At 45.7% G+C, this 19,419-nt stretch carries 19 protein-coding genes and 1 pseudogene; 4 read left to right on the top strand and 16 right to left on the bottom strand.

The features are described 5' to 3' along the window. Positions 1-326: 326 nt before the first annotated feature. The 9 genes and pseudogenes from Q9M42_RS02190 to Q9M42_RS02150 all read right to left on the bottom strand — a co-directional run bounded on the left by Q9M42_RS02190 (position 327) and on the right by Q9M42_RS02150 (position 7,153). Positions 327-611 (bottom strand): hypothetical protein, encoded by a 285-nt coding sequence (locus tag Q9M42_RS02190; protein ID WP_322524895.1) that lies wholly within the window; start codon positions 609-611, stop codon positions 327-329. 438 nt (positions 612-1,049) lie between these two features. Continuing rightward, positions 1,050-1,316 (bottom strand): hypothetical protein, encoded by a 267-nt coding sequence (locus tag Q9M42_RS02185; protein WP_322524894.1) that lies wholly within the window; start codon positions 1,314-1,316, stop codon positions 1,050-1,052. A 39-nt stretch (positions 1,317-1,355) separates the two neighbouring features. Next, positions 1,356-1,568, bottom strand: coding sequence for a hypothetical protein (locus tag Q9M42_RS02180; protein ID WP_322524893.1), 213 nt, complete (start codon positions 1,566-1,568; stop codon positions 1,356-1,358). A 600-nt stretch (positions 1,569-2,168) separates the two neighbouring features. Next, the gene (locus Q9M42_RS02175; protein WP_322524892.1) at positions 2,169-3,203 is read right to left on the bottom strand and encodes a zinc-binding dehydrogenase; all 1,035 of its coding nucleotides are present in this window, start codon (positions 3,201-3,203) and stop codon (positions 2,169-2,171) included. A 172-nt stretch (positions 3,204-3,375) separates the two neighbouring features. Further along, positions 3,376-4,225, bottom strand: a pseudogene (locus Q9M42_RS02170) (aldo/keto reductase). Between the two features lie 72 nt (positions 4,226-4,297). Then, positions 4,298-4,729 (bottom strand): MerR family transcriptional regulator, encoded by a 432-nt coding sequence (locus tag Q9M42_RS02165; RefSeq protein ID WP_322524891.1) that lies wholly within the window; start codon positions 4,727-4,729, stop codon positions 4,298-4,300. 324 nt (positions 4,730-5,053) lie between these two features. Then, positions 5,054-5,326, bottom strand: coding sequence for a hypothetical protein (locus Q9M42_RS02160; RefSeq protein ID WP_322524890.1), 273 nt, complete (start codon positions 5,324-5,326; stop codon positions 5,054-5,056). Positions 5,327-5,403: 77 nt separating this feature from the next. Continuing rightward, on the bottom strand, positions 5,404-6,153 hold the full coding sequence (locus tag Q9M42_RS02155) for a helix-turn-helix domain-containing protein (protein ID WP_322524889.1): 750 nt from the start codon (positions 6,151-6,153) through the stop codon (positions 5,404-5,406). A gap of 163 nt (positions 6,154-6,316) precedes the next feature. After that, complete coding sequence (locus tag Q9M42_RS02150) at positions 6,317-7,153, bottom strand: MurR/RpiR family transcriptional regulator (RefSeq protein ID WP_322524887.1); 837 nt, start codon at positions 7,151-7,153, stop codon at positions 6,317-6,319. Between the two features lie 173 nt (positions 7,154-7,326). Here Q9M42_RS02150 and Q9M42_RS02145 point away from each other — a divergent pair, with 173 nt between their 5' ends. The 4 genes from Q9M42_RS02145 to Q9M42_RS02130 are packed head-to-tail and all read left to right on the top strand — an operon-like array spanning position 7,327 to position 11,482. Beyond that, positions 7,327-8,202, top strand: a complete 876-nt coding sequence (locus Q9M42_RS02145; RefSeq protein WP_322524886.1) for a cell division protein FtsQ — start codon at positions 7,327-7,329, stop codon at positions 8,200-8,202. Further along, the gene (locus Q9M42_RS02140; RefSeq protein ID WP_322524885.1) at positions 8,199-9,902 is read left to right on the top strand and encodes an ABC transporter ATP-binding protein; all 1,704 of its coding nucleotides are present in this window, start codon (positions 8,199-8,201) and stop codon (positions 9,900-9,902) included. The genes Q9M42_RS02145 and Q9M42_RS02140 overlap by 4 nt, the downstream gene beginning before the upstream one ends. After that, entirely contained in the window at positions 9,889-10,716 is an 828-nt protein-coding gene (locus Q9M42_RS02135) for an energy-coupling factor transporter transmembrane component T family protein (RefSeq protein WP_322524884.1), read from the top strand. Before Q9M42_RS02140 ends, Q9M42_RS02135 begins: the two co-directional genes overlap by 14 nt. Positions 10,717-10,729: 13 nt before the next feature. Further along, positions 10,730-11,482 carry a PHP domain-containing protein gene (locus tag Q9M42_RS02130; protein WP_322524883.1) on the top strand — a complete coding sequence of 251 codons (753 nt, stop codon included), beginning with the start codon at positions 10,730-10,732 and terminating at the stop codon, positions 11,480-11,482. A 111-nt stretch (positions 11,483-11,593) separates the two neighbouring features. On the opposite strand, the gene gudD is transcribed toward Q9M42_RS02130, so the two are convergent. The 7 genes from gudD to Q9M42_RS02095 all read right to left on the bottom strand — a co-directional run bounded on the left by gudD (position 11,594) and on the right by Q9M42_RS02095 (position 19,241). After that, positions 11,594-12,946 carry a glucarate dehydratase gene (gene gudD / locus Q9M42_RS02125; RefSeq protein ID WP_322524882.1) on the bottom strand — a complete coding sequence of 451 codons (1,353 nt, stop codon included), beginning with the start codon at positions 12,944-12,946 and terminating at the stop codon, positions 11,594-11,596. Positions 12,947-12,978: 32 nt separating this feature from the next. After that, on the bottom strand, positions 12,979-14,478 hold the full coding sequence (locus Q9M42_RS02120; protein ID WP_322524881.1) for a tripartite tricarboxylate transporter permease: 1,500 nt from the start codon (positions 14,476-14,478) through the stop codon (positions 12,979-12,981). A 13-nt stretch (positions 14,479-14,491) separates the two neighbouring features. Then, on the bottom strand, positions 14,492-14,899 hold the full coding sequence (locus Q9M42_RS02115) for a tripartite tricarboxylate transporter TctB family protein (protein WP_322524880.1): 408 nt from the start codon (positions 14,897-14,899) through the stop codon (positions 14,492-14,494). A gap of 62 nt (positions 14,900-14,961) precedes the next feature. Next, positions 14,962-16,029, bottom strand: a complete 1,068-nt coding sequence (locus Q9M42_RS02110) for a hypothetical protein (protein WP_322524879.1) — start codon at positions 16,027-16,029, stop codon at positions 14,962-14,964. Between the two features lie 69 nt (positions 16,030-16,098). After that, positions 16,099-17,559: an alpha-ketoglutaric semialdehyde dehydrogenase GucD gene (gene gucD / locus Q9M42_RS02105; RefSeq protein ID WP_322524878.1), complete on the bottom strand. Its 1,461-nt coding sequence runs from the start codon at positions 17,557-17,559 to the stop codon at positions 16,099-16,101. A gap of 26 nt (positions 17,560-17,585) precedes the next feature. Then, positions 17,586-18,515, bottom strand: coding sequence for a 5-dehydro-4-deoxyglucarate dehydratase (gene kdgD, locus Q9M42_RS02100; protein WP_322524877.1), 930 nt, complete (start codon positions 18,513-18,515; stop codon positions 17,586-17,588). Positions 18,516-18,530: 15 nt separating this feature from the next. Next, positions 18,531-19,241 (bottom strand): FadR/GntR family transcriptional regulator, encoded by a 711-nt coding sequence (locus tag Q9M42_RS02095; protein WP_322524876.1) that lies wholly within the window; start codon positions 19,239-19,241, stop codon positions 18,531-18,533. Positions 19,242-19,419 lie beyond the last annotated feature (178 nt).

Below are 19,419 nucleotides of genomic sequence, written 5' to 3'. Positions count from 1 at the left end.
CTTTAATCAAACAGTCAAACACCTGTTTAATTGAAACAATAAATTTCATTTGTAAATTTTTTAACATATTTTCATTATTTCCTTTACAGGAAGTTTAAACACTAATAATACCGTATATGCTGAAGGCCCGGGCGAAGAAGCGTTCTCCGGAAACCTACAGAACACGGAAGTCTTTGACGCCATGCAGCAGGCAATGAAATAGCGCAGCTTTTCAGAAAGCGCCCTCCAAAACGGGGGACGCTTTTTTGCGCATATAAAAAGCAGAGGCCCCTGGGAGGTAGCCTCTGCCTCATTAATCTTCATTTAAATAATGCGCTCCATTTTTCTTAATTATCAAAAGCCCACTTCCACTTTTTAAGTCTCAGCTTCACCCGTTCGAGCAGGTTGCTTCTATATGAGGTGGTTTGTGGTTTTTCAACAACGCTCAGGAAATTCCAGCCGCTCCGGCCGTTATCTGCATAAATCCATTGCGTTTTTTTATCGTAGTAATAACGAAAGCCGTCATTGTCCTTCAAATGCAGTGACCGCTCCCCTTCCATTACTACATGCAAGTATCCGTCACACGTTAACATAATGTCGTCCAGCGTGATATTTTCGCATTGCTCCTGCATAAAAAAATACCCCTTTCCATAGCACAAAGCTATAGCACGATTCATATGCTTCCTTGTTTTCCATTACTTTTTACGTAACGTCTTCTCCGCTCCCCATCGTCATATTTGTATAATGTGCGCCTGCTTAACTTCCTTCTTCTTCCAATTCCACTGTCTGCTCACTTTAATATCTTTATATATAACCTCTGGTGAATATAAGTAAACATGATAATTATGATGGCGTGTTTATTCAGCGCCAGGCAGGGATTTTACTGGAAGAATATACCGGATGAAAAGCTTGGCTGCTTAGTATTTTTATATACTCTCACAGGTTTATTGGTGATTTCAATAATGCACACTTGGAAAATATCCGCAACCGATAAAAATTGGAAGAATGGAACCAGGAAATGGGATAATTAAATTTTTTATACAGTAAACTGGACGCTTGTTATAGATTAATCAGATACCTAGCAGCATCCAGATGCCAACGGTAATAAATGGCATGATAAGCAGCAAGATACTGAGAATAATCAGCACTCTGCTTTGCAGGGCAAGAGCCAGAGCGAACGCAAAAACTCCAAATAAGCAGAAATTAATTACTATTAGAATGAACGCCCCAATCCCGCCATCATAAATCGACCATCCGAAAGGCATCCACGGTGTGTAAAAGGAAAATCCGGCAAGCAGTAACAGCCAACAAAAAGCGTAAGCCAGCTTCTCGAGCATTATAAAGGCCTCCTCTTTATAAAGTTTGAGGTATTGGCACTAATTACCGGCTGCGCTCCCCGGCCAATAGACAGCCCCTAGCGCAAACAGCGGCGTCAGCGGCAGAAGCATTCCGCCTCCGCCCAAATACAGCAGCGGAGCTACTGTGCCCAGGGCTCCGATAAATACCTCCATTCGTGCTCCTTTCCTTCGGCCGCGAATCCATAGCCCCACTCCTGCAATCACGATACAGAGCAATATAACCGTAACCATGCATACGCTCCTTTAATGGTGATAGCTGTTTAATAATATAAGTAAAACAGCTCCGTCAAAATATAAATACGACCCATACCAGTATAAGCAGGCCTCCCCCGATCACTGCTCCCCCGTTAACCATGAGCTCGTAGCGGTAATCGTCTTTATTGTTGCTCTCTTTTTCCATAAATATGTGCTTCCTGTGACATAAATGAACAAGCACCCAAGAAGCAGAATTAACCCCAAAACTTCTGGAAGTAGATCAAAAATATTTGCAAACAGTGATACGAAAATGGTTACTGCGATAGCTCCAAACGTTAATTTCCGGTGCGTATCATTGGCGTGCCTGCGCTCCCGTAGGCGGCCGTTCCGCCTGATATACCACTTGCGGGCGAGCCAGGGAACTAACACTCCCATGACAATCATGATAGAAAAAAGCAGCAGTAAAAAATATAAGAGTGTAGTATTAGGAGACAAGTTACCCCCCCTCTCCTTTATTCATCATTTCGTTTATCATCCCATAATTTGGAATAGCTTCCAAGCGCATTTATTAACATTAATATAAAAAAGGGAAAACACAAATAAATGCGTTTTCCCTTAACCAATTCTCCGCTTATCCTACGGCTTCACCAGCACTTTAAGTGCTTCACGGTCGTTCATCGCCCGGTAGCCCTCCGGCACATCTTCGATTCCCATCGTAACGTCAAACACGCGACCCGGGTCAAGGGTGCCGTCGAGAATGTCCGGCAGCAGCTCCTCCATGTAGGCACGGGTCGGAGCTGGACCTCCCGTCAATGTAATATTGTGCCGGAAAAGGCTCGTAAACCCTACCGGCGCCTCCTCATACTGCGGGGCGCCCACACGGCTGATCACACCGCCCGGGCGGACAGCACCCACGCTCATGTCATAGGCCGGCATCAGCCCGACGCACTCCAGCACAACGTGGGTTCCTTCGCCGTTCGTCAGCTTACGGACTTTGGCAATGCCTTCCTCGCCGCGCTCGGAAACGACGTCCGTGGCGCCGAATTCCACTCCAAGGTCGGTGCGTTCTTTGTGGCGTCCCATTAAAATAATTTTCGGAGCGCCGAGTTTTTTCGCAGACAGCACAGCAAGCAATCCGACAGCTCCGTCACCCACTACGGTGACGGTCGTGTTTTCGTTTACACCGCCCATAATAGCTGCATGATAGCCGGTGCCATAAACGTCCGAAATCGTTAACAGGGACGGAAGCAGCGGCGAATCGTCACCGATGTGGTCCGGCAGCTTAAACATGCTCCCCTGAGCCTGCGGGATACGTACATATTCCGCCTGGCAGCCGCTCATAAATCCGCCGTTCACACAGGACGTCTGCAGCCCTTCCTGGCAGTATGGGCATGTATTATCCCCATATGCAAATGGCACCACGACGAGATCTCCTTTCTTGAAGTCCGTCACGCCGGAGCCCATCTCTTCGATGCGTCCGATCACTTCGTGGCCCATCGGTTCGCCTCCGCCCTGCTCATCGGCATGCATATGGCGGTACGGATGCAGATCACTCCCGCAGATGCAGGCAGCGACCACCTTCAGCACGCTGTCCGTCGGCTCCTGCACTTGCGGCTTCGGTACGTCTTCCACACGGACATCGCCCGCTTCGTACATGATATTTGCTTTCATAGCTGATTCCCACCTTGTCATAAATATTTAAATTGGAGATAATTTCATGGATTACGTCCATACAGAACAAGCTTAACATCCGTCTGGGCTAACAGATCACCTGTTACCATTTTGCCGAGCTGACCAGCATCTCCTAAGATCATCACTTTCACCGGGAGATACATCTCATCAATTAGAGATTTAATTTAGCATCTGCAAGCCTTTTAATCATATTTGGATCCGAATGAGAGAAGAATTGGCTTTCTCCGATGTTTAGCGTGGCAATAGCTTTTTTATCTTCATCCGATAAATTGAAATCAAAAACGTCGATATTTTCCTTCATGCGTTCAAGCTTTGTTGATTTTGCTAAAACCACCACATCTTGTTCCAAGAGCCAGCGGCCAATGACTTGAGCTACAGACTTGTTGTATTTATTCCCGATTTCAGTGAGAATTTCATTTTGAAAAATGTTGTTTTTGCCTTCTGCGAACGGAGCCCATGCTTCCGGCACAACTCCTTCCTCTTTTAAAGCTTCTATCGCTTCTGTTTGCTGATTGAATGGATTGATTTCAATTTGGTTAATCGCTGGAGTTATTTCATTAAACAGAGACAAGTCCACAACACGATCAACAGCGAAATTTGAGACACCAATCGCCCGGATTTTCCCTTCTTTTTGAAGCTCTTCCATTGCCCGCCACGCACCATAAACATCATTATATGGCTGGTGGATCAACAGGCAGGTCCACATAGTCCAAACCAAGACGGTCAAGTGAACCCTGGAACGAATTCATGACACCGTCATACGTGACATTTTCGATCCAGATCTTAGTCGTGATAAAAAATTCCTCGCGTGCGATGCCGGAATTCTTAATTCCCGCACCCACTTCTGTTTCGTTTTTATAAGCTTGTGCTGTGTCAATGTGACGGTAGCCAGCCTCAATGGCATCTGCCACCGCTTGTTCCGTTTCTTCAGCAGGAATTTGATATACGCCAAAACCTAAAATCGGAATCTCGACCCCATTATTGAGTTGAACTGTTTGCATCGTATTGCCTCCTTATAATTTCATTCCTCTTCACTTTAAACTATGGAGTGCACTCCATGGCAAGAGCATTGCTCAGTTTTTTGTATAATGGTTTATTTCCCATAACTTTTCTACAGTTTCCGACGTCAGTTCCCCATTTTTGAATTGAGCCAAATGCTCATCGTACGTATCAAGCTTATACTGCAACATAGAGCGTATTTCGTTCATTTCGCTGATTTTATTGTCTATCTCGTTCAATTGGTCCGCTAATATTTGCTTCTGGGCTCTGGCAACATTCTGCGTTTCACTTAATCTGGCCAGCTCCGAAAATTCAATCAAAGATGCAATAGGGATTCCTGCTGAACGAAGACTCTTGGCCAGAAAAATCCAATTCAAATCATTGATCTGGTAATCCCGGTACCCATTTTCACCCCTATTCACTGGAGGAATCACACCGATGCGTTCATAATACCGAAGTGTGTCGACCGAGAGGTCAAACATTTCCGCCGCTTGTTTGCTGTTCATATAATCGCCTTCCTTAGCAGTTGTCCATTTCATCTTACATCGCGTAATGGCATTCAACAATTGTTATATTTTTCTGCTACTACGCTGAGTATTGCGAACAAAATTCTATTAAAAATCGGGGAGACTGCATCTGGCGGAGTGAAAAAATATTATCCGGATTCCTTCTTATAACAATCATGTTAAGCATGCTGCAAAGATTCCTTCCTATCAAATCTACAAATGATTGAATAGGGCTTCCAACAATTCAATAATAAAACAAAGGAGTCCCTCCTTAGAAATTTATATACTTAGATAACAATAATAAGCAAAAGCCGCCTCTATCAGTTAGAGACGGCTCGTATGTATGCTTTCTATAAAATAACCTGCGCCGCTGGATGCTTCTTTTCGTAAAACTACCGCCACTGACCCTGACGAAGTTCTTAATTTTTTGACAGCGCCTGCCTGCTCTAATCCAGTGACACAATCGGCTAGTTCTCTGGCGTGTACTGGAAATGGCAGCATGCGGGTTACCTGTCTCACCAGCGCAGACATTTCCATTTCATCCTCATTTGCTGCCAGGCAGGCGATGACCGCCTGTTTCAAATCCTGCGTTCGCATTCATTTTCCCTCTTTCTCTTTCTTTACCAGAAGCGGCTGACCGCTGCTGTCTTTATCCTCGATAGCTGCGTTAATCTTTACCGCTGGGCCGTAAATATACGATATTGCCTTGGCGTGCAGCCATGAATGCTTTTAAAGCATACCCCAAAATAGCTGGCGCTCGAAAATCGCAGCCGCTCAGCGATTGATTTCACCGGCTGGGTGGTCGCCTTCAGAAGATATGCCGCCTCCTCGGCCCGTTTATAGGTCACGTAGTTCGGAATGGACGTGCCCAGTTCTTCGTTGACCAGCCGGGAAATATGACTGTGGGAGATGCCGAGCTGTTTGGACAGTATCTCCGTGTTCAATTCCTTGTAGAGCTGCTGATTTACGAGTGTGATAAACCTTGAAATGATCGGGTTATTGTAGGACTGGAAATCCTCGTTCCAGGTCGTATCAAGCATACCGTCGACCAGTACGTCGATTCCTTCATAAAATTCCTCTTCCCGCTCCCATTCTTCCATGACATTGATCAGGGCTACCGAGGCGGCAAGTGCCTTTTTGTTATACGAAAATGTCTGGGTGTACCGGTCCAAAAATCCGCCAATTAGAAAGAAATAATACTGTTTCAGCACCAGCAGGCGTTTTTCGTCTTCTGGTTCCAGCAAAATAACCCGGTAAATTGTGGCCAGTTCGTTTTTGGCCTCTTTTTTACGGCTGCGGAAGATGCAGTCGAAAAAGCGGTTCTGCGCCATATACAGCTGCACAAGCTCTTCATTTTCGGCCTGTTCCATTTTCTCTATCTCCCGACCGTACAGCGAACGGAAGCGTTCATAATTCATGCTCATCACAGATGTTCCTTTGCTTTATGTATTCCTCTATCATTAATAACATACTACATCTCACGTTCATAATCTATTAATTATAATTCATAATATATTAATAATTTATCTTTTCTGTTAAAAACAGTGGATTTTTTTTAAAAAATACTTGCTCTTTCACCTTCATGGCTCACTTCGGCACTATATGCTTGTAATGATTTCGGATATGGCTGATTTTCTTTAGCTGCTCGAGAGACTTTTCCTCCATTTCACTTCCTATTCCGATAACGAGTGCTTCGAGCATGACGGTAGGAGTGACCATCGTGTGAAATTCCCACTGTTCTCCCCGGTACACGTATAACAGATGGTCCACTGACTCGTTCATTTCCGACACCAAACGGTCCGTAATTAACACTGTCCCGGATCCACACTTCTGGGCATAGTCGAGAAGGACCCTTGTTTCCGGAAGCGGCTCCACAAACTGAAAAATAATTACTGTGCTTGTCTCGTTCATATGAATAAGAGATTCATATATTTCCGCCCCGCTTTTCGCAATTCGTTCGATAGAAAACCCAAACCGCTTCAAGCGAAACTCAAGCAGCGTACCCAGGCCTTCTGCCGAAGCCGGGGCATGAATAAATATCGTCGATGCCTGCAGGATCTTTAAAATAGCCGCCTTAAATGTCCGCTCGTCGAACTGCTGACTGGTAAGTGCCAGGCTTTTGAAGTGCTGGTCTACAAGCTGGTCAAAAAGAGGATCGTCCTTCGTTTGCCTTACCGAATTCTTCATTTTATTTTCCGGTGTCGTTTCAATCTTTTCTCTTACAGCTGCTTTAAATGCCTTAAAATTTGCATACCCCGCTAACGCCCAGAACCTCGATACAGAAGCGATGCTTACCCCGGACTCTTGAGCGAGCTCCTCCTCTGTCATATACGCTACCGCCGCTCCCCGTTTCCATAAAACATCGACGATCTGCTTCTGCTTGCCTGTCAGCTGATACTCTTCAATGTTTAATAGCTCTTTCATTTCACATCCACCTCCCGACCTGAGTATAGCTGCTCGTAATCCACCGATGTAAAAAAACTTTCAACCTTTAGAAAAAGTTAATTTTTTTACACAGTCTTCACGTTTCGCTTAAATGTCCTTTACCTTGTATGAGTAGTATGAGAATTAACCAAAAACAAGGAGGATTTGTACATATGGAAGCAAAAAAACGTACAGCGTACACCCAGTCCCAGAAAATGATGGTTTTCATTCTTTCAATGTCGTTATTTGGCCTCGCGAACCTGTTTACGGAATTACTGCCGGAGTTTACGTTTGGCCCCATCGAATTATCTATTTCGTATTTAGCTTTTATCCCTTTAACGCTGGTGATGCTTTTTAATCCGCTGTATGCCGCGTTCGGGGCATCCGTGGGAGAAATTATTTTCGGCGACCTTCTGCTTGGTGATTTTGGCGGGCTCGGGGAACTCGAAGGCTTTATTGAATTCACTCTTGCCATGTATGTGGCCGGCCTGCTTGTTACGAACCTGAACAGCCGAAAGCAGATCGCCCTCGCAGCCGGTGTAGGTGTTCTTATCGACCAAATGCTAAGCACAGTAGTCGATGTCGGAAAGGTATGGTTTGGTATTGAGGAAGTGGAAGCCGTTCCCGGATTGCCTGCTTCCATTCTGGCGATAGAGGGGGTCAGCTTTGTGACCGAAATGCTTATTTCCGGAATTTTGTTTGGCATCATTCCGGTGATGTATCTGATTCCGAAGCTGCACGGACGCATTGAGCCTCTCCTTGGCATTGAACCGAGGCAAGGGCGTGTGCAGGCATCGATGACCGAATGGATTTCCGTACGCTTTGTCATTCTCTCCGTATTTTTAATGTTTGTCGCTATTGTCTCGGAATTCATGGCGGAAATGGACATTAACTTCGCCGTTTGGCAGCCGGAATTTCTTGAACAGTTCGGGGAAGGCTACATCTGGCTTCCTATCTCCGCAGCAGCGATTGTGTTGATCGGCGTCGTTTCTCTGGGCCTTCAGCTGAAACGGGCTAAAACAGAGCAGCAGGGGAGGAAAAGTGCATGAGTGCCATTATTGAGGCTGTGAATGTTCATTTTAAATATCCCGGTGCCTCTGAGTACGTATTAAACGGCGCGGATTTTTCGATAGAAAAAGGAGAGTTCACCGCGGTGATCGGCGGCAACGGGAGCGGCAAAACAACACTCTGCAAAACCATCAACGGCCTGATTCCCAACTACTATACCGGCGCATTTTCCGGGGAAATCACCGTGGACGGTCAGCCAGTTTCCCAAACGACGGTATCTGAAATGAGCCACACTGTCGGATACGTCTATCAGGATTTTGAAAATCAGTTGATGCGGCCAACCGTGCTCGATGACGTAGCGTTCGCCCCCTTAAACTTCGGGGACCCGGCGTTTATGGAGAAGGCTGAATGGGCGCTCGACGCCCTGGGAATCCACCATCTCCGGGACCAGAGCATCTGGCAGCTGAGCGGGGGCCAGAAGCATTTAACGGCAATTGCCGGCGTCCTCGCGCTCGATCCGGACATTCTGCTTATTGATGAACCCGCTGCCCAGCTAGATCCTCATCATGCCAGGGACATTTATCAACGTCTGCAGAAGCTGCAGACAGATTACGATAAAACCATTATCGTCATCGAACACCACACCGAATTTATTGCCGATTTCTGCTCGAGGGTGCTGCTCGTCGATCACGGACGGGTGCTATGGAATCTTCCGGTAAAAGAGGGGCTTTTACAGATTCATGATTTAACGGCAAGAGATATTTTCCCTCCTCAGGTGACGCAGGCTGCCATAAATATGAATACGGGTGTGAATAATAATTTTCCTATTACAATCGGTGAAGGGCGCGCCTATTTCAGACAGAAAATCCATTCGCCGCTCCGTCCCAAAGTGCAATTGGAACATAATATACCTGAAAAGCAGCCGCTTATTACGATGAACCGGCTTTCTTATTCCGCCAAAACGATAAGCAGCGGCAGGAAAGATATTTTAAGCAGCTTGTCCGCTTCCTTTTATCCCGATGAAAGGATTGCGCTCGTAGGCACGAACGGCGCCGGCAAAACGACATTAATGAAGTGCTTTACAGGAATGATTAAACCAACGGACGGCGTTTGGGATATTCACGCTGATACAGTACAAAAGAAATCCCTGGAGCAGCTCGCAGAAGCCGTATCGTATATATTTCAAAACCCTGAGGAAATGTTCATCCAGGATTCCATATATAATGATTTGCATTTTCATCACCGCTCCCGTGGGAGAAACGATGATACCTTTATCCAGCAGCTGATCCAGTCATTTCGCCTGGAAGAAGTGCTCGACAAAGATGGAAGGCTTTTGAGCGGCGGCCAGCAGCGCAGAGCTTCCATGGCTGTCGGACTCGCATCCGAACCCCTCCTTCTAATGCTCGACGAACCAACGGCGAGCCTCGATGTGCAGAGCCGTAAGGAGCTCGTGCGGATTCTCAAACAAATGAATACCGTAAAGACCGTAATGATTGCGACACACGATATGGAGCTGGTCGCCGAATGGGCGGACAGAGTTATCGTAATGGACCACGGAGCATTTATCTTCGACGGCCATCCCAAAGATTTGTTTAAAAATAAAACCATTTGGAAGCAGGCGGGCCTCGTCCCTCCTCAAATTGTACAGCTGGCGCTGGAACTCGACATCGAACCGCCTCCTCTTTCTGTTGGTGAATTTACAAACTGGATAAAGGAAGAAGCTGCTCATGGAGTTAATTGATAAATTAAAAAAAACGTATAACATCGAATGGATTAAGCTGGAGCTGCTGAAAACAGCTTATGGAAAAAAAGAAACATACCTGGGCCAGGTGGACCCACGTACAGTCATCATCTGGTATTTCATCGTCAGTCTTTTGCCCTGGTTTACCTTTAATATATTTATTTTACTCGGGCTCATGCTTTACACGTCTGTGTTAGCGGTTATCACCCGTGTCAGCCCGCTGATTATCTTTTTATTGTCCATTGGGATTCTCAGTGAGCTGGGATACATCTTTTTAGTGGTCTTTCTTTTGGGAGGGGATGTGGAGGCTTACACCTCTCTTCTCATATTGACATTTAAGATCAGCATTATGTCTATAGCAAGCGTCGCAGCATTCGCAAGCATGGATCCGGAAAAGCTGAGTGATGCCCTGCTCAGCTTCGGCGTCCCGGCCCAGTTCAGCTTTGCCGTATCATACGGCTACCGGATGCTTCCTATCCTGATGGATGAATACCAGCAGATCATCCAGTCGTTCCGCCTGCGCGGAAAAGCGCCTCAGAGTCATGGCTTTCTCAAGTGGCGCATCATTTATTACTATACCGTTATCGTCGTAAAAGCATTCTATCCGATGATGCTTAATACAGCCAAACGAACACGCACTACTGTCGAGGCTCTAGAGGTTCGCGGCTTTTCCTACTCGCTTCATAGCAGCGAAGCAAAGAAACAGAAGCTCTCCCATCTGACCTTTGGGTCCCGCGAGCATCTTTTCATTGGCATTAACGCCCTGCTGCTCATCGTGATTCACCTCGGCGGCCACTGGCACTATTTACTATAAAGGAGCGGTTTCTATGAAAATTGATTTCCATACGCATGTAAATTTATCCAAAACCATAGCGGTGACACTTGAAGAGCTGCTTGAAAAAATGGACGAAGCAAAACAGAGCGGACTTGATGCCATCGCTTTAACCGAACACTTTAACGCTGTGAATTTTCACGAGATTTATAATATGCTCGACGCCCATTTTCCATATACCGGGGACTGCTACCTTGTGAATGGCGTAAGGGTTTTTCCCGGAATCGAAATTGACGTGGCAGAGAACGGCCATTTTTTAGTCATAGCTGACCGCGACCATATCCGGCTTATCCGCAAAAGACTGGGCGGACATAAAGAAGAAGGCCGGTTTATCCCCGTTCATGAGCTGACAGACTTTCTCAAAAACCTCCCTGTTCTTAAAATAGCCGCCCATCCATTCAGGGTCTCAACGCCCTGGACGCACCATGAACAAGCAATATTAAATCAGTTTGACGCGTTTGATATAAACGGAAAGGATCTGTACAAATACGGGGAAATGATGAAGCAACAGGTTGAGGACTTTGCCGCCCGCTATCACGCCCCCGCTGTCGGCGGAAGTGACACACACCAATTTTTCCAGTACGGCGCAGTAGTAAATGAATTTCCTGAATGTGACACGGTGAAAGAGTTAAAAGCCGCACTTTCTTCCCGTAATTTTCACGTCACGCTTTCCCCGGCTCTCCAGACGAAGGTCCGGGCAGCCAAATATATTAAGAAGATGCTCAAGCTTGAGTATTCTCAGGCATAAAACTAATTAAGCTCTCCTAAGCATAAAAAGGACAGTCCAGATTAATTCCGGATGTCCTTTTTTATGCTTTCCAGCTTTTTTAATATGTTACTTTCTCTAAGTTGCCGTTGACTATTCACGCACCAAACAAGGCCTTTTCGGATCATAACTCCAATCGGGAATTAAAAACTGCATGGCAGCTGCATCGTCGCGACCACCGAGGTTCTGCTGCTCGTAAAGCTCATTTCCTTCGATAATTTTTTCCATATCGATTTCTACGCCCAGCCCGGGTTTTTCCGGTACTTTGATTCTTCCGTCTTCAATTTGAAACGGCTTTTTTGTCAGTCCCTGGCCGTCCTGCCATATCCAATGCGTATCGATAGGTGTGATTGTCCCAGGAGCAGCTGCAGCTACGTGAGTAAACATGGCAAGCGAGATGTCAAAGTGGTTATTGGAGTGGGAGCCCCATGTCAGCCCCCAGTCCCGACACATCTGTGCTACACGAACCGAGCCCTGCATCGTCCAGAAATGGGGATCGGCCAATGGAATATCGACAGCTTTTAATTGAACGGCATGTCCCATTTGTCTCCAGTCTGTAGCTATCATGTTCGTCGCTGTCGGCAGGCCGGTAGCTGTTCGGAATTCAGACATCACTTCCCTCGCAGAAAAACCATCCTCTGCTCCGCACGGGTCCTCGGCGTAAGCCAGTACTTCATGCTGCCCCTTGCACAGCCGAATGGCTTCTTCCAGAGACCAGGCCCCATTGGGATCCAGCGTTATCCGTGCTTCCGGAAATCTTTCTGCCAGCGCCTGAACAGCTGCCATTTCTTCGGCGCCCTCCAACACTCCGCCTTTCAGTTTGAAGTCCTGAAAGCCGTACTTCTCGTATGCTGCTTCAGCTAAACGGACAATCGCTTTCGGAGTTAACGCTTCCTCGCGGCGGAGGCGAAACCATTCGTCTTCGGCGTTTTGTTCATGTACGTAGGGCATATTCGTTTTTCTGCGGTCCCCTACATAAAATAAATATCCCAGGGTCTGTACGCTTTCCCGCTGCTGGCCTTCACCAAGCAGCGCAGCTACCGGAACCTGCAGAAATTGGCCGAGCAGGTCCAGAAGCGCCGATTCTATAGCAGTGACAGCATGAATGGTCACCCGTAAGTCGAAGGTTTGCAGCCCGCGGCCGCCGGAATCCCGGTCCTCGAAAGATTCCTGGATCCGCTTCAGGATATTTTTGTAGTCCCCGATCGGGGCGCCTAAAAGTAATTGCTCCGAATCTCTTAACGTCTGCGTAATGTTTTCTCCGCCAGGCACTTCCCCAACGCCAGTGTTGCCATTACTGTCTTTAAGAATAACAATATTTCTTGTGAAAAACGGGCCGTGAGCACCGCTCAGGTTAAGCAGCATGCTGTCACGGCCAGCGACCGGAAAAACCTGTATTTCCTGGATCGTTGGAGCCTGCGTTTGCGTTTCATTTTTCGTATGCATTGGTATCCACTCCTATCAATTTATCTTGTCATTTACGTGCTTGCCTGATTTTTCTTTGATTTCTGATTATCTACAATTGCGTAAGCCAGCGAACCAATGATCAAGATCCAAAGTACAATTGCAATTGGGCCTTGTGTAAAGAATACAGAAAGGTCGCCACCGCTTCCTTTCAAACTGTCGATGAAATATTTCTCGGCCTCCATGCCGAGGATAAAACCTATCAAAAATGGAGCAATCTGAATGCCTATTTTAGGAAAAATGTATCCTAACAGACCGAAGATCAACAAGGTCCAAACATCAAACATAACCCCGTTGTTAATCGCATAGGAACCAACTACACACATAATAATGATAATAGGGAAAATGATATGCTTTGGAATAAACACGATTTTTGCAAAATATTTTATTGAGAAAAACATCAAGACAAACATCACAATATTCGCAATGACCAGGGAGATGATGATGCCACTCCATAAATCCGGATTAGAGGAAATAAACAACGGGCCTATTTCAATTCCTTGCAGCAGAAAGGCCCCTATTAAAATAGCAGTAGTGCTATCGCCGGGGATCCCCAGTGTGAGTAATGGAATTAAAGCTCCGCCGATTAATCCATTGTTGGCCGATTCACTTGAAATGATCCCTTCTGGCTCCCCTGTTCCCATGCGTTCAGGATGTTTGGAAAAGCTTTTCGTTTGCGAATATGCAGTAATTGAAGCTGCGCTCCCTCCCACCCCTGGGAGCATCCCGATAAAAGTACCGAGAAAGGAGGAACGGATAATATTAATGTATTGACCGTTAAAAATCTTCAAGCTGAACTTTTTCCCCTGCTTTGGCTTATTAAGGTCTTTCTTCTGGTGCGTAGCAGGCTTCATCCCGTCTTCTGCTTCCTGCAGGATCTGTCCTATAGCAAACAGACCGATCAATACAGGGAGCAGAGAAAATCCGTACACCAGTTGCTCTTCTAATCCGGGAGGCATTAAGCGCATCTCGTTATTGTCGGGAAACCGCCCGATCAAACTGATAAAAATCCCTAAAATACCGCTGAAAATACCTGCAAGAAGTCCTCCCTTGGTAATTGAGGCAATGATGGTCAAGGCAAAAACGATAATTAAAAACTTATCTACAGACGAAAAATCGATAGCAATTGAAGCAAGAAAAGGAGCAAATAAATATAGTATGGTTAAACTAAAAAAACCGCCAATGATAGAAGCCGTAATGCCGATTTTTAGCGCTTTTTCTCCCTCTCCCTTTTGGGTCATGGGGTAACCGTCAAACGTAGTACAGAGTGAAGAAGGTGTACCAGGTATGTTCAGCAGGATGGCCGGGACCAAACCGCCACTGATGCCGCCAACATATAACCCAATCAATAGACCAATGGAGTCGACCATTTCCAGGACATAAGTGAGCGGTAAAAAGATGGCAATAGCCATCGTAGCTGTCATGCCAGGAATCGCGCCCATAATAATTCCAATAAATACACCTAAAAAACATAGCAGAATCGTGGTAGGGGTGATTATTTCAAAAGCAAGCATGCCACTCCCCTCCTTAAGGTAAAGTTATTTCAAACAGTCGGCCGAATACATACCAAACCGCAATAGAAGCCAGGAGCGAATTTGATATAGATACAATAATTGTTTTTTTATTGAAATTACCAGCATACAATACCGTTATGGCAAACATGAACAAAATACTGGCAGGCAGGAAGCCTATTAACCCGAGTGCTAGTGGATAAAGCAACAGCAACAGCAGCGTCCCATAAAATTTCATTGCATCATAATTTTCTGAAAAAAAACGAAACGAAAAGGAACGTTTCTCCTTCTTTCTTATCATTTTTATTATTTTTTGAATAACTATGACTACCGCCAGAATGATCAGTAGGCTGATAATAATTCGTGGAAAAATTAAATGATATTCATCAAACGACATATTCATCGTGAAAAATGCAGGGATCATGAACAGGCCTCCTTTATAATACGGGGCTGTAATCGTTTTTAAATACAGCCCCCTATTTTGAACTATTTAGTCAAATCATTAATATCTGGAGCTTTTTCTATAATATCCTGCATCTCTTTTCTCTTCTCGACAAGATGCTCTTCTGCTTCATCAGACGGCATGTGATTGACGTTGTACGTATTTTTATCTAAGTCGTTGGCAAATTCTTCGCTTTCCGCAAGTTCAGCGGCCCCGTTATCTAATGCGTTTACGTAATCTTCATCCACGTCTTTGGGAAGCAGGAAGAAAAATTCTTTTTCAAATACAAATTCTTCTCCATCGACACTGATGCCCTGCTCCGCAAATGTTGGAATATCATATCCATCGACCCGTTCTTCTGTCGTTACCCCTAAAAATTTCATTTCAACGTTGTCATCAACATCATCTTCCGTATATTCCTGGTTGGCCCCAATAGAACCGTGGATAATGTCAGCGTTACCGTCCCATAAAGCCTGGTTTTTATCCTCCTGGGAACCGGTAGCATATACTTTAATCCGATCCGCCACATCTGAGCCATACTCTTCCTCCGCCCAGAGGTAATAACCGTCAAAAACGATTTCTGACACTCCACCTTCCTCAAGGGCTACTGTAACCTCTTCATCCGGGTTTTCTTCCAGCCATTCAGCCGATTCTGCCATCGTGTCATACGGAGCGTCTCCGGAAGTCAGAAACGCGTTACCCGGGTTGGTAGCCACCATTGGTCCAATTGTCCAGTTGTCCAAATCATATTCTTCACTAAAACTTCCGTATTCTACACCCAGATAAGCCATATCGTGGAAAAACATAGCGGTGCTGCCGTCATCTTTGGCATTGGATAATTCACTGAATGCCCGGTCCGCTCCCACAGCATCCACTTGCATATTTGTCTCTAAGGTGTCTTCTACGTTACGTGTGGTCGCGTCTGCAATTTGATACGTATCGCCCCCCGTTGAGGAAGAACCAATCACAGTACGTACCCGGTTCGGGTCTACGCTTGTGCTGCCCTCCTGGCCGCTGGTTTGTTCTCCTTCCCCTCCTGAATCTCCTGTCCCGCAGGCTGCCATCATAAATCCCATCGAACCAACAGATACTAAAGCTATCATTTTTTTCATCACATTCACCTCTTCAAATTTTTATTAAAACGCTTTCATTATTCTTTAAAAAAGGGGAGAAACCCCTTTTTATTTAATAAACACTGTCTTCACGGCGGTGAAAAATTCCTTCGCTGCCTCTCCCTGTTCTCTTGTATGCGAGCTGGACTGCTTCATGCCGCCAAACGGAGCCTGCAGTTCAACGCCTGCACTTTCAGCGTTCACCCGCACGAGTCCGGCGTCCATATCATCGATAAAAGAAAGCATTTTTTGGACATTAGAGGTGAAAATCGATGCACTTAGTCCGTACTCCACGTTATTTGCAAGCTCGATGCCTTCTTCAAGGTTTTCTACTTTCATTAAGGCAAGCACGGGACCGAATATTTCCTCCTGGGCGATAGTCATATCAGAAGTAATATTGTCAAAAACGGTCGGTTCTACAAAATACCCCTGGTCAAAGCCATTTTCTTTAATCCGGCTGCCTCCACAAAGAAGTTCTCCGCCCTCCTCTTTTCCTTTCTCAATATAGGAAAGCACAGTATTTAATTGCGCCTCGCTGGCACTTGGTCCCATCCAGATGCCGTCCTTCAGCCCGTCCCCAACGGTAATTTCTTTCACCTTTTCGAGCAGTTTTTCTTTAAACGTTTCATAAACGCTGCTTTGAACAATAACTCGGCTCGTGGCTGTACATTTTTGGCCAGTGGATTTTAAGCCGCCGCTGATCGTGGCGTCCACAGCTAAATCAAGATCCGCATCCTCTGCGACGATAACCGGGTTTTTCCCGCCCATTTCCAGCTGATACTTGGCACCCCGGGAAAGAGCAATCTGTCCGAGTTTCTTCCCTACGGTATTCGAGCCCGTAAATGTCAGTGCGTTTACTTTACTGTGCTCGGCAATTCCCTGCCCGATTACAGAGCCCGGACCGGTCACCATATTAATCACGCCGTTCGGCAGGCCCGCTTCTGCAAAGCATTCCATCAGCTTCGCGCAGGTTAAGGCAGCTTCCGTTGCTGGTTTTATAACTACGGTGTTACCGTAAATGAGCGCCGGTGCCGATTTCCACATCGGAATGGCTACTGGAAAATTCCAGGGTGTAATAACTCCTACAACACCAAGCGGTGCGCGTGTAGTAAACATTAATGCGTCTTTGTCTGATGATGGAATTACATCCCCGACTTTTCTCATCCCTTCCCCGGCATAGTATCTGAGAATAGCTACTCCGCGCGCCGTTTCTCCCTTCGCTTCGGGGAGTGTTTTTCCCATTTCGCGGGTCATGCATTCGGCAATTTCATCCTTGCGTTGTTCAATTTTTTCCGCTACTTTGTATAAGTACTGTCCGCGCTCGGCTCCAGCTAATTTGCCCCAGGATTTTTTGGCCTGATCCGCTGCTTCCACAGCTTTATTGAGGTCCTCTTCTCCTGATTTTTGAATGGTGCCTACAACATCATTAAGGTCGGCCGGGTTTCTGTTTGTGCTCTCTTCATTGGTGCTCGCTTTTACCCATTCACCGTTGATGTAATTCGAAAATGCGTTTTTGGCTGCTGTTTGCATACAAGCTTCCCCTCCATTTTTGAAAATTAAATAGATACTTTCCGGCTGGATGGATATTTTTCATGTGCCGTTTTTAAAATCTCCCTTAATTCTTCATAGTGCTCTTCTTCTACCGGCACGACTGGCGGACGCACCGTGTTCCTTACAGGCAGGCCTACAATCTCCATGCCAGCTTTGATTAAAGAAACAGCGTAGCCCTTTCTTTTTCTTCTTACACGGTTAATCGGCAGAATAATATTATGGTAGATATCATTCACCGTCGCCTCATCCTTTTCCAGAAGGGCATCATAAAATCTTCTGGAGATGTGCGGAATGTAGTTCGAAATAGCGGAGGAATAGCAGTTGTATCCAAGCGGCAGATAAGCCGGCATCGTTACTTCTGCCATTGGCATCCCGTTCAGCCACCCGAGGCGATCGCCGATTTCCTGCGTGAGTTCCACATTTAACTCCATGTCCCCGACACCATCTTTCAGGCCTACTACCTGTGGAAAATCCACTAGCTTCTGAAGAGTGTGTAATTTTACGACAGCATTCGCACGCTGATACAAAACAGCATTCAAGTCTGTACTGGTTACGATTGCTTTATAATATTCATAAAGGCCTTCCTGCTCACTTTCAACCAAATAAGGAGGAAGGACCAGATAGCCGTCTGCACCGAGCTGTTTAGATATTTCCGCTTTTTCTACTGCGTCGAGCAGGTTTCCGCCTACGCCGGTATACACCGGAACCCGGCCATTCACTGTCGAAACGGCTAATTGGGCTGCCCTCTCAAACTCTTTAGTGTTTAAGTTAGTAATCTCTCCTGCCCCGCAGGCGACAAAAATGGACTCTAACCCTTCTCCAAGCAAAAATTCTATGTTTTCCTGCAGCGCCTGTTCATCAATGGCACCGCTTTCAAAATAAGGTGTAACTGGAAAACCTGAAATTCCAGTCGGTGGTGTTCGGTCTGTTGGCATACTCTCTTCCCCCTTTTAGTTAATTCTTCTGTCTTCTACCGATCTTCCTACGCGGTCCCGCACGTGATCAAGATGGTTATACATGCTTTTATAGGCCCCGATGGGATCACGGTTCACCAATGCATGGTAGATATCTTTATGCTGCTGGACTGTTTTTGATTTGCTCCGATCCTTTAAAGCAATGTTTTCGAGTGTTTTATCGTACATATTAAGAATAGGGTCAATCATGCCTTCTGTTAATGAATTGCTGCCGCTGTAGGCAATGATCCGGTGAAATTCCCGGTCAATTTCCGTATAGTCTTCATTTGTTTGTTCCATCTCTTCAATATTTTCATTGAGCTTTTTGAGTTCCAGCTCTGATATTTTTTCAGCTGCCAGACCAACTAGCCCCAACTCGTGCGTCAGGCGGATCTCTATGACGTTATCAATATCTCCTACGGATAAAGCCAGCATAATCTTAAATGGCTCGCTTCCAACTTTAGTGGAAAAAAATGTTCCTTCTTTCGTTTTCCGATTGATGATCCCCAATGCTTCCAATGAGCTCAGTGCTTCCCGGAGAACCGGTCTGCTGACATGAAGCATTTCCATCAATTCCATTTCTGAAGGAAGCTTATCTCCCGCTTTTAACTGCTCGCTTAACAATAAATCAATAATTTGTTCGATGACCTGATTGGCTAACGTTTTTCTTTTTACTGATTTTATTTGTAATGGATCGTTCTCTTTCAATGTTTACCCTCCTTTCGTTCATTTCGTGATTTTAATGTAAGACAAATAGACAAAAAAGTCAATCTATTTTGTAAAATTATTTTATTGTAAGACAAATAAATTTTCTGAATGGTTAAATTATTCACTAGTAAGAAGCATCAAAAAAAGCCGCTTAGGAATATAAGCGGCTTCATGAACC

It is taken from the genome of Marinococcus luteus, assembly GCF_034497705.1.
GTDB classification, from domain to species: Bacteria; Bacillota; Bacilli; order Bacillales; family Marinococcaceae; genus Marinococcus; species Marinococcus luteus_A.
The sequence above is the reverse complement of the archived record's forward strand: the minus strand, read 5'-3'. Positions and strand labels throughout refer to the sequence as shown.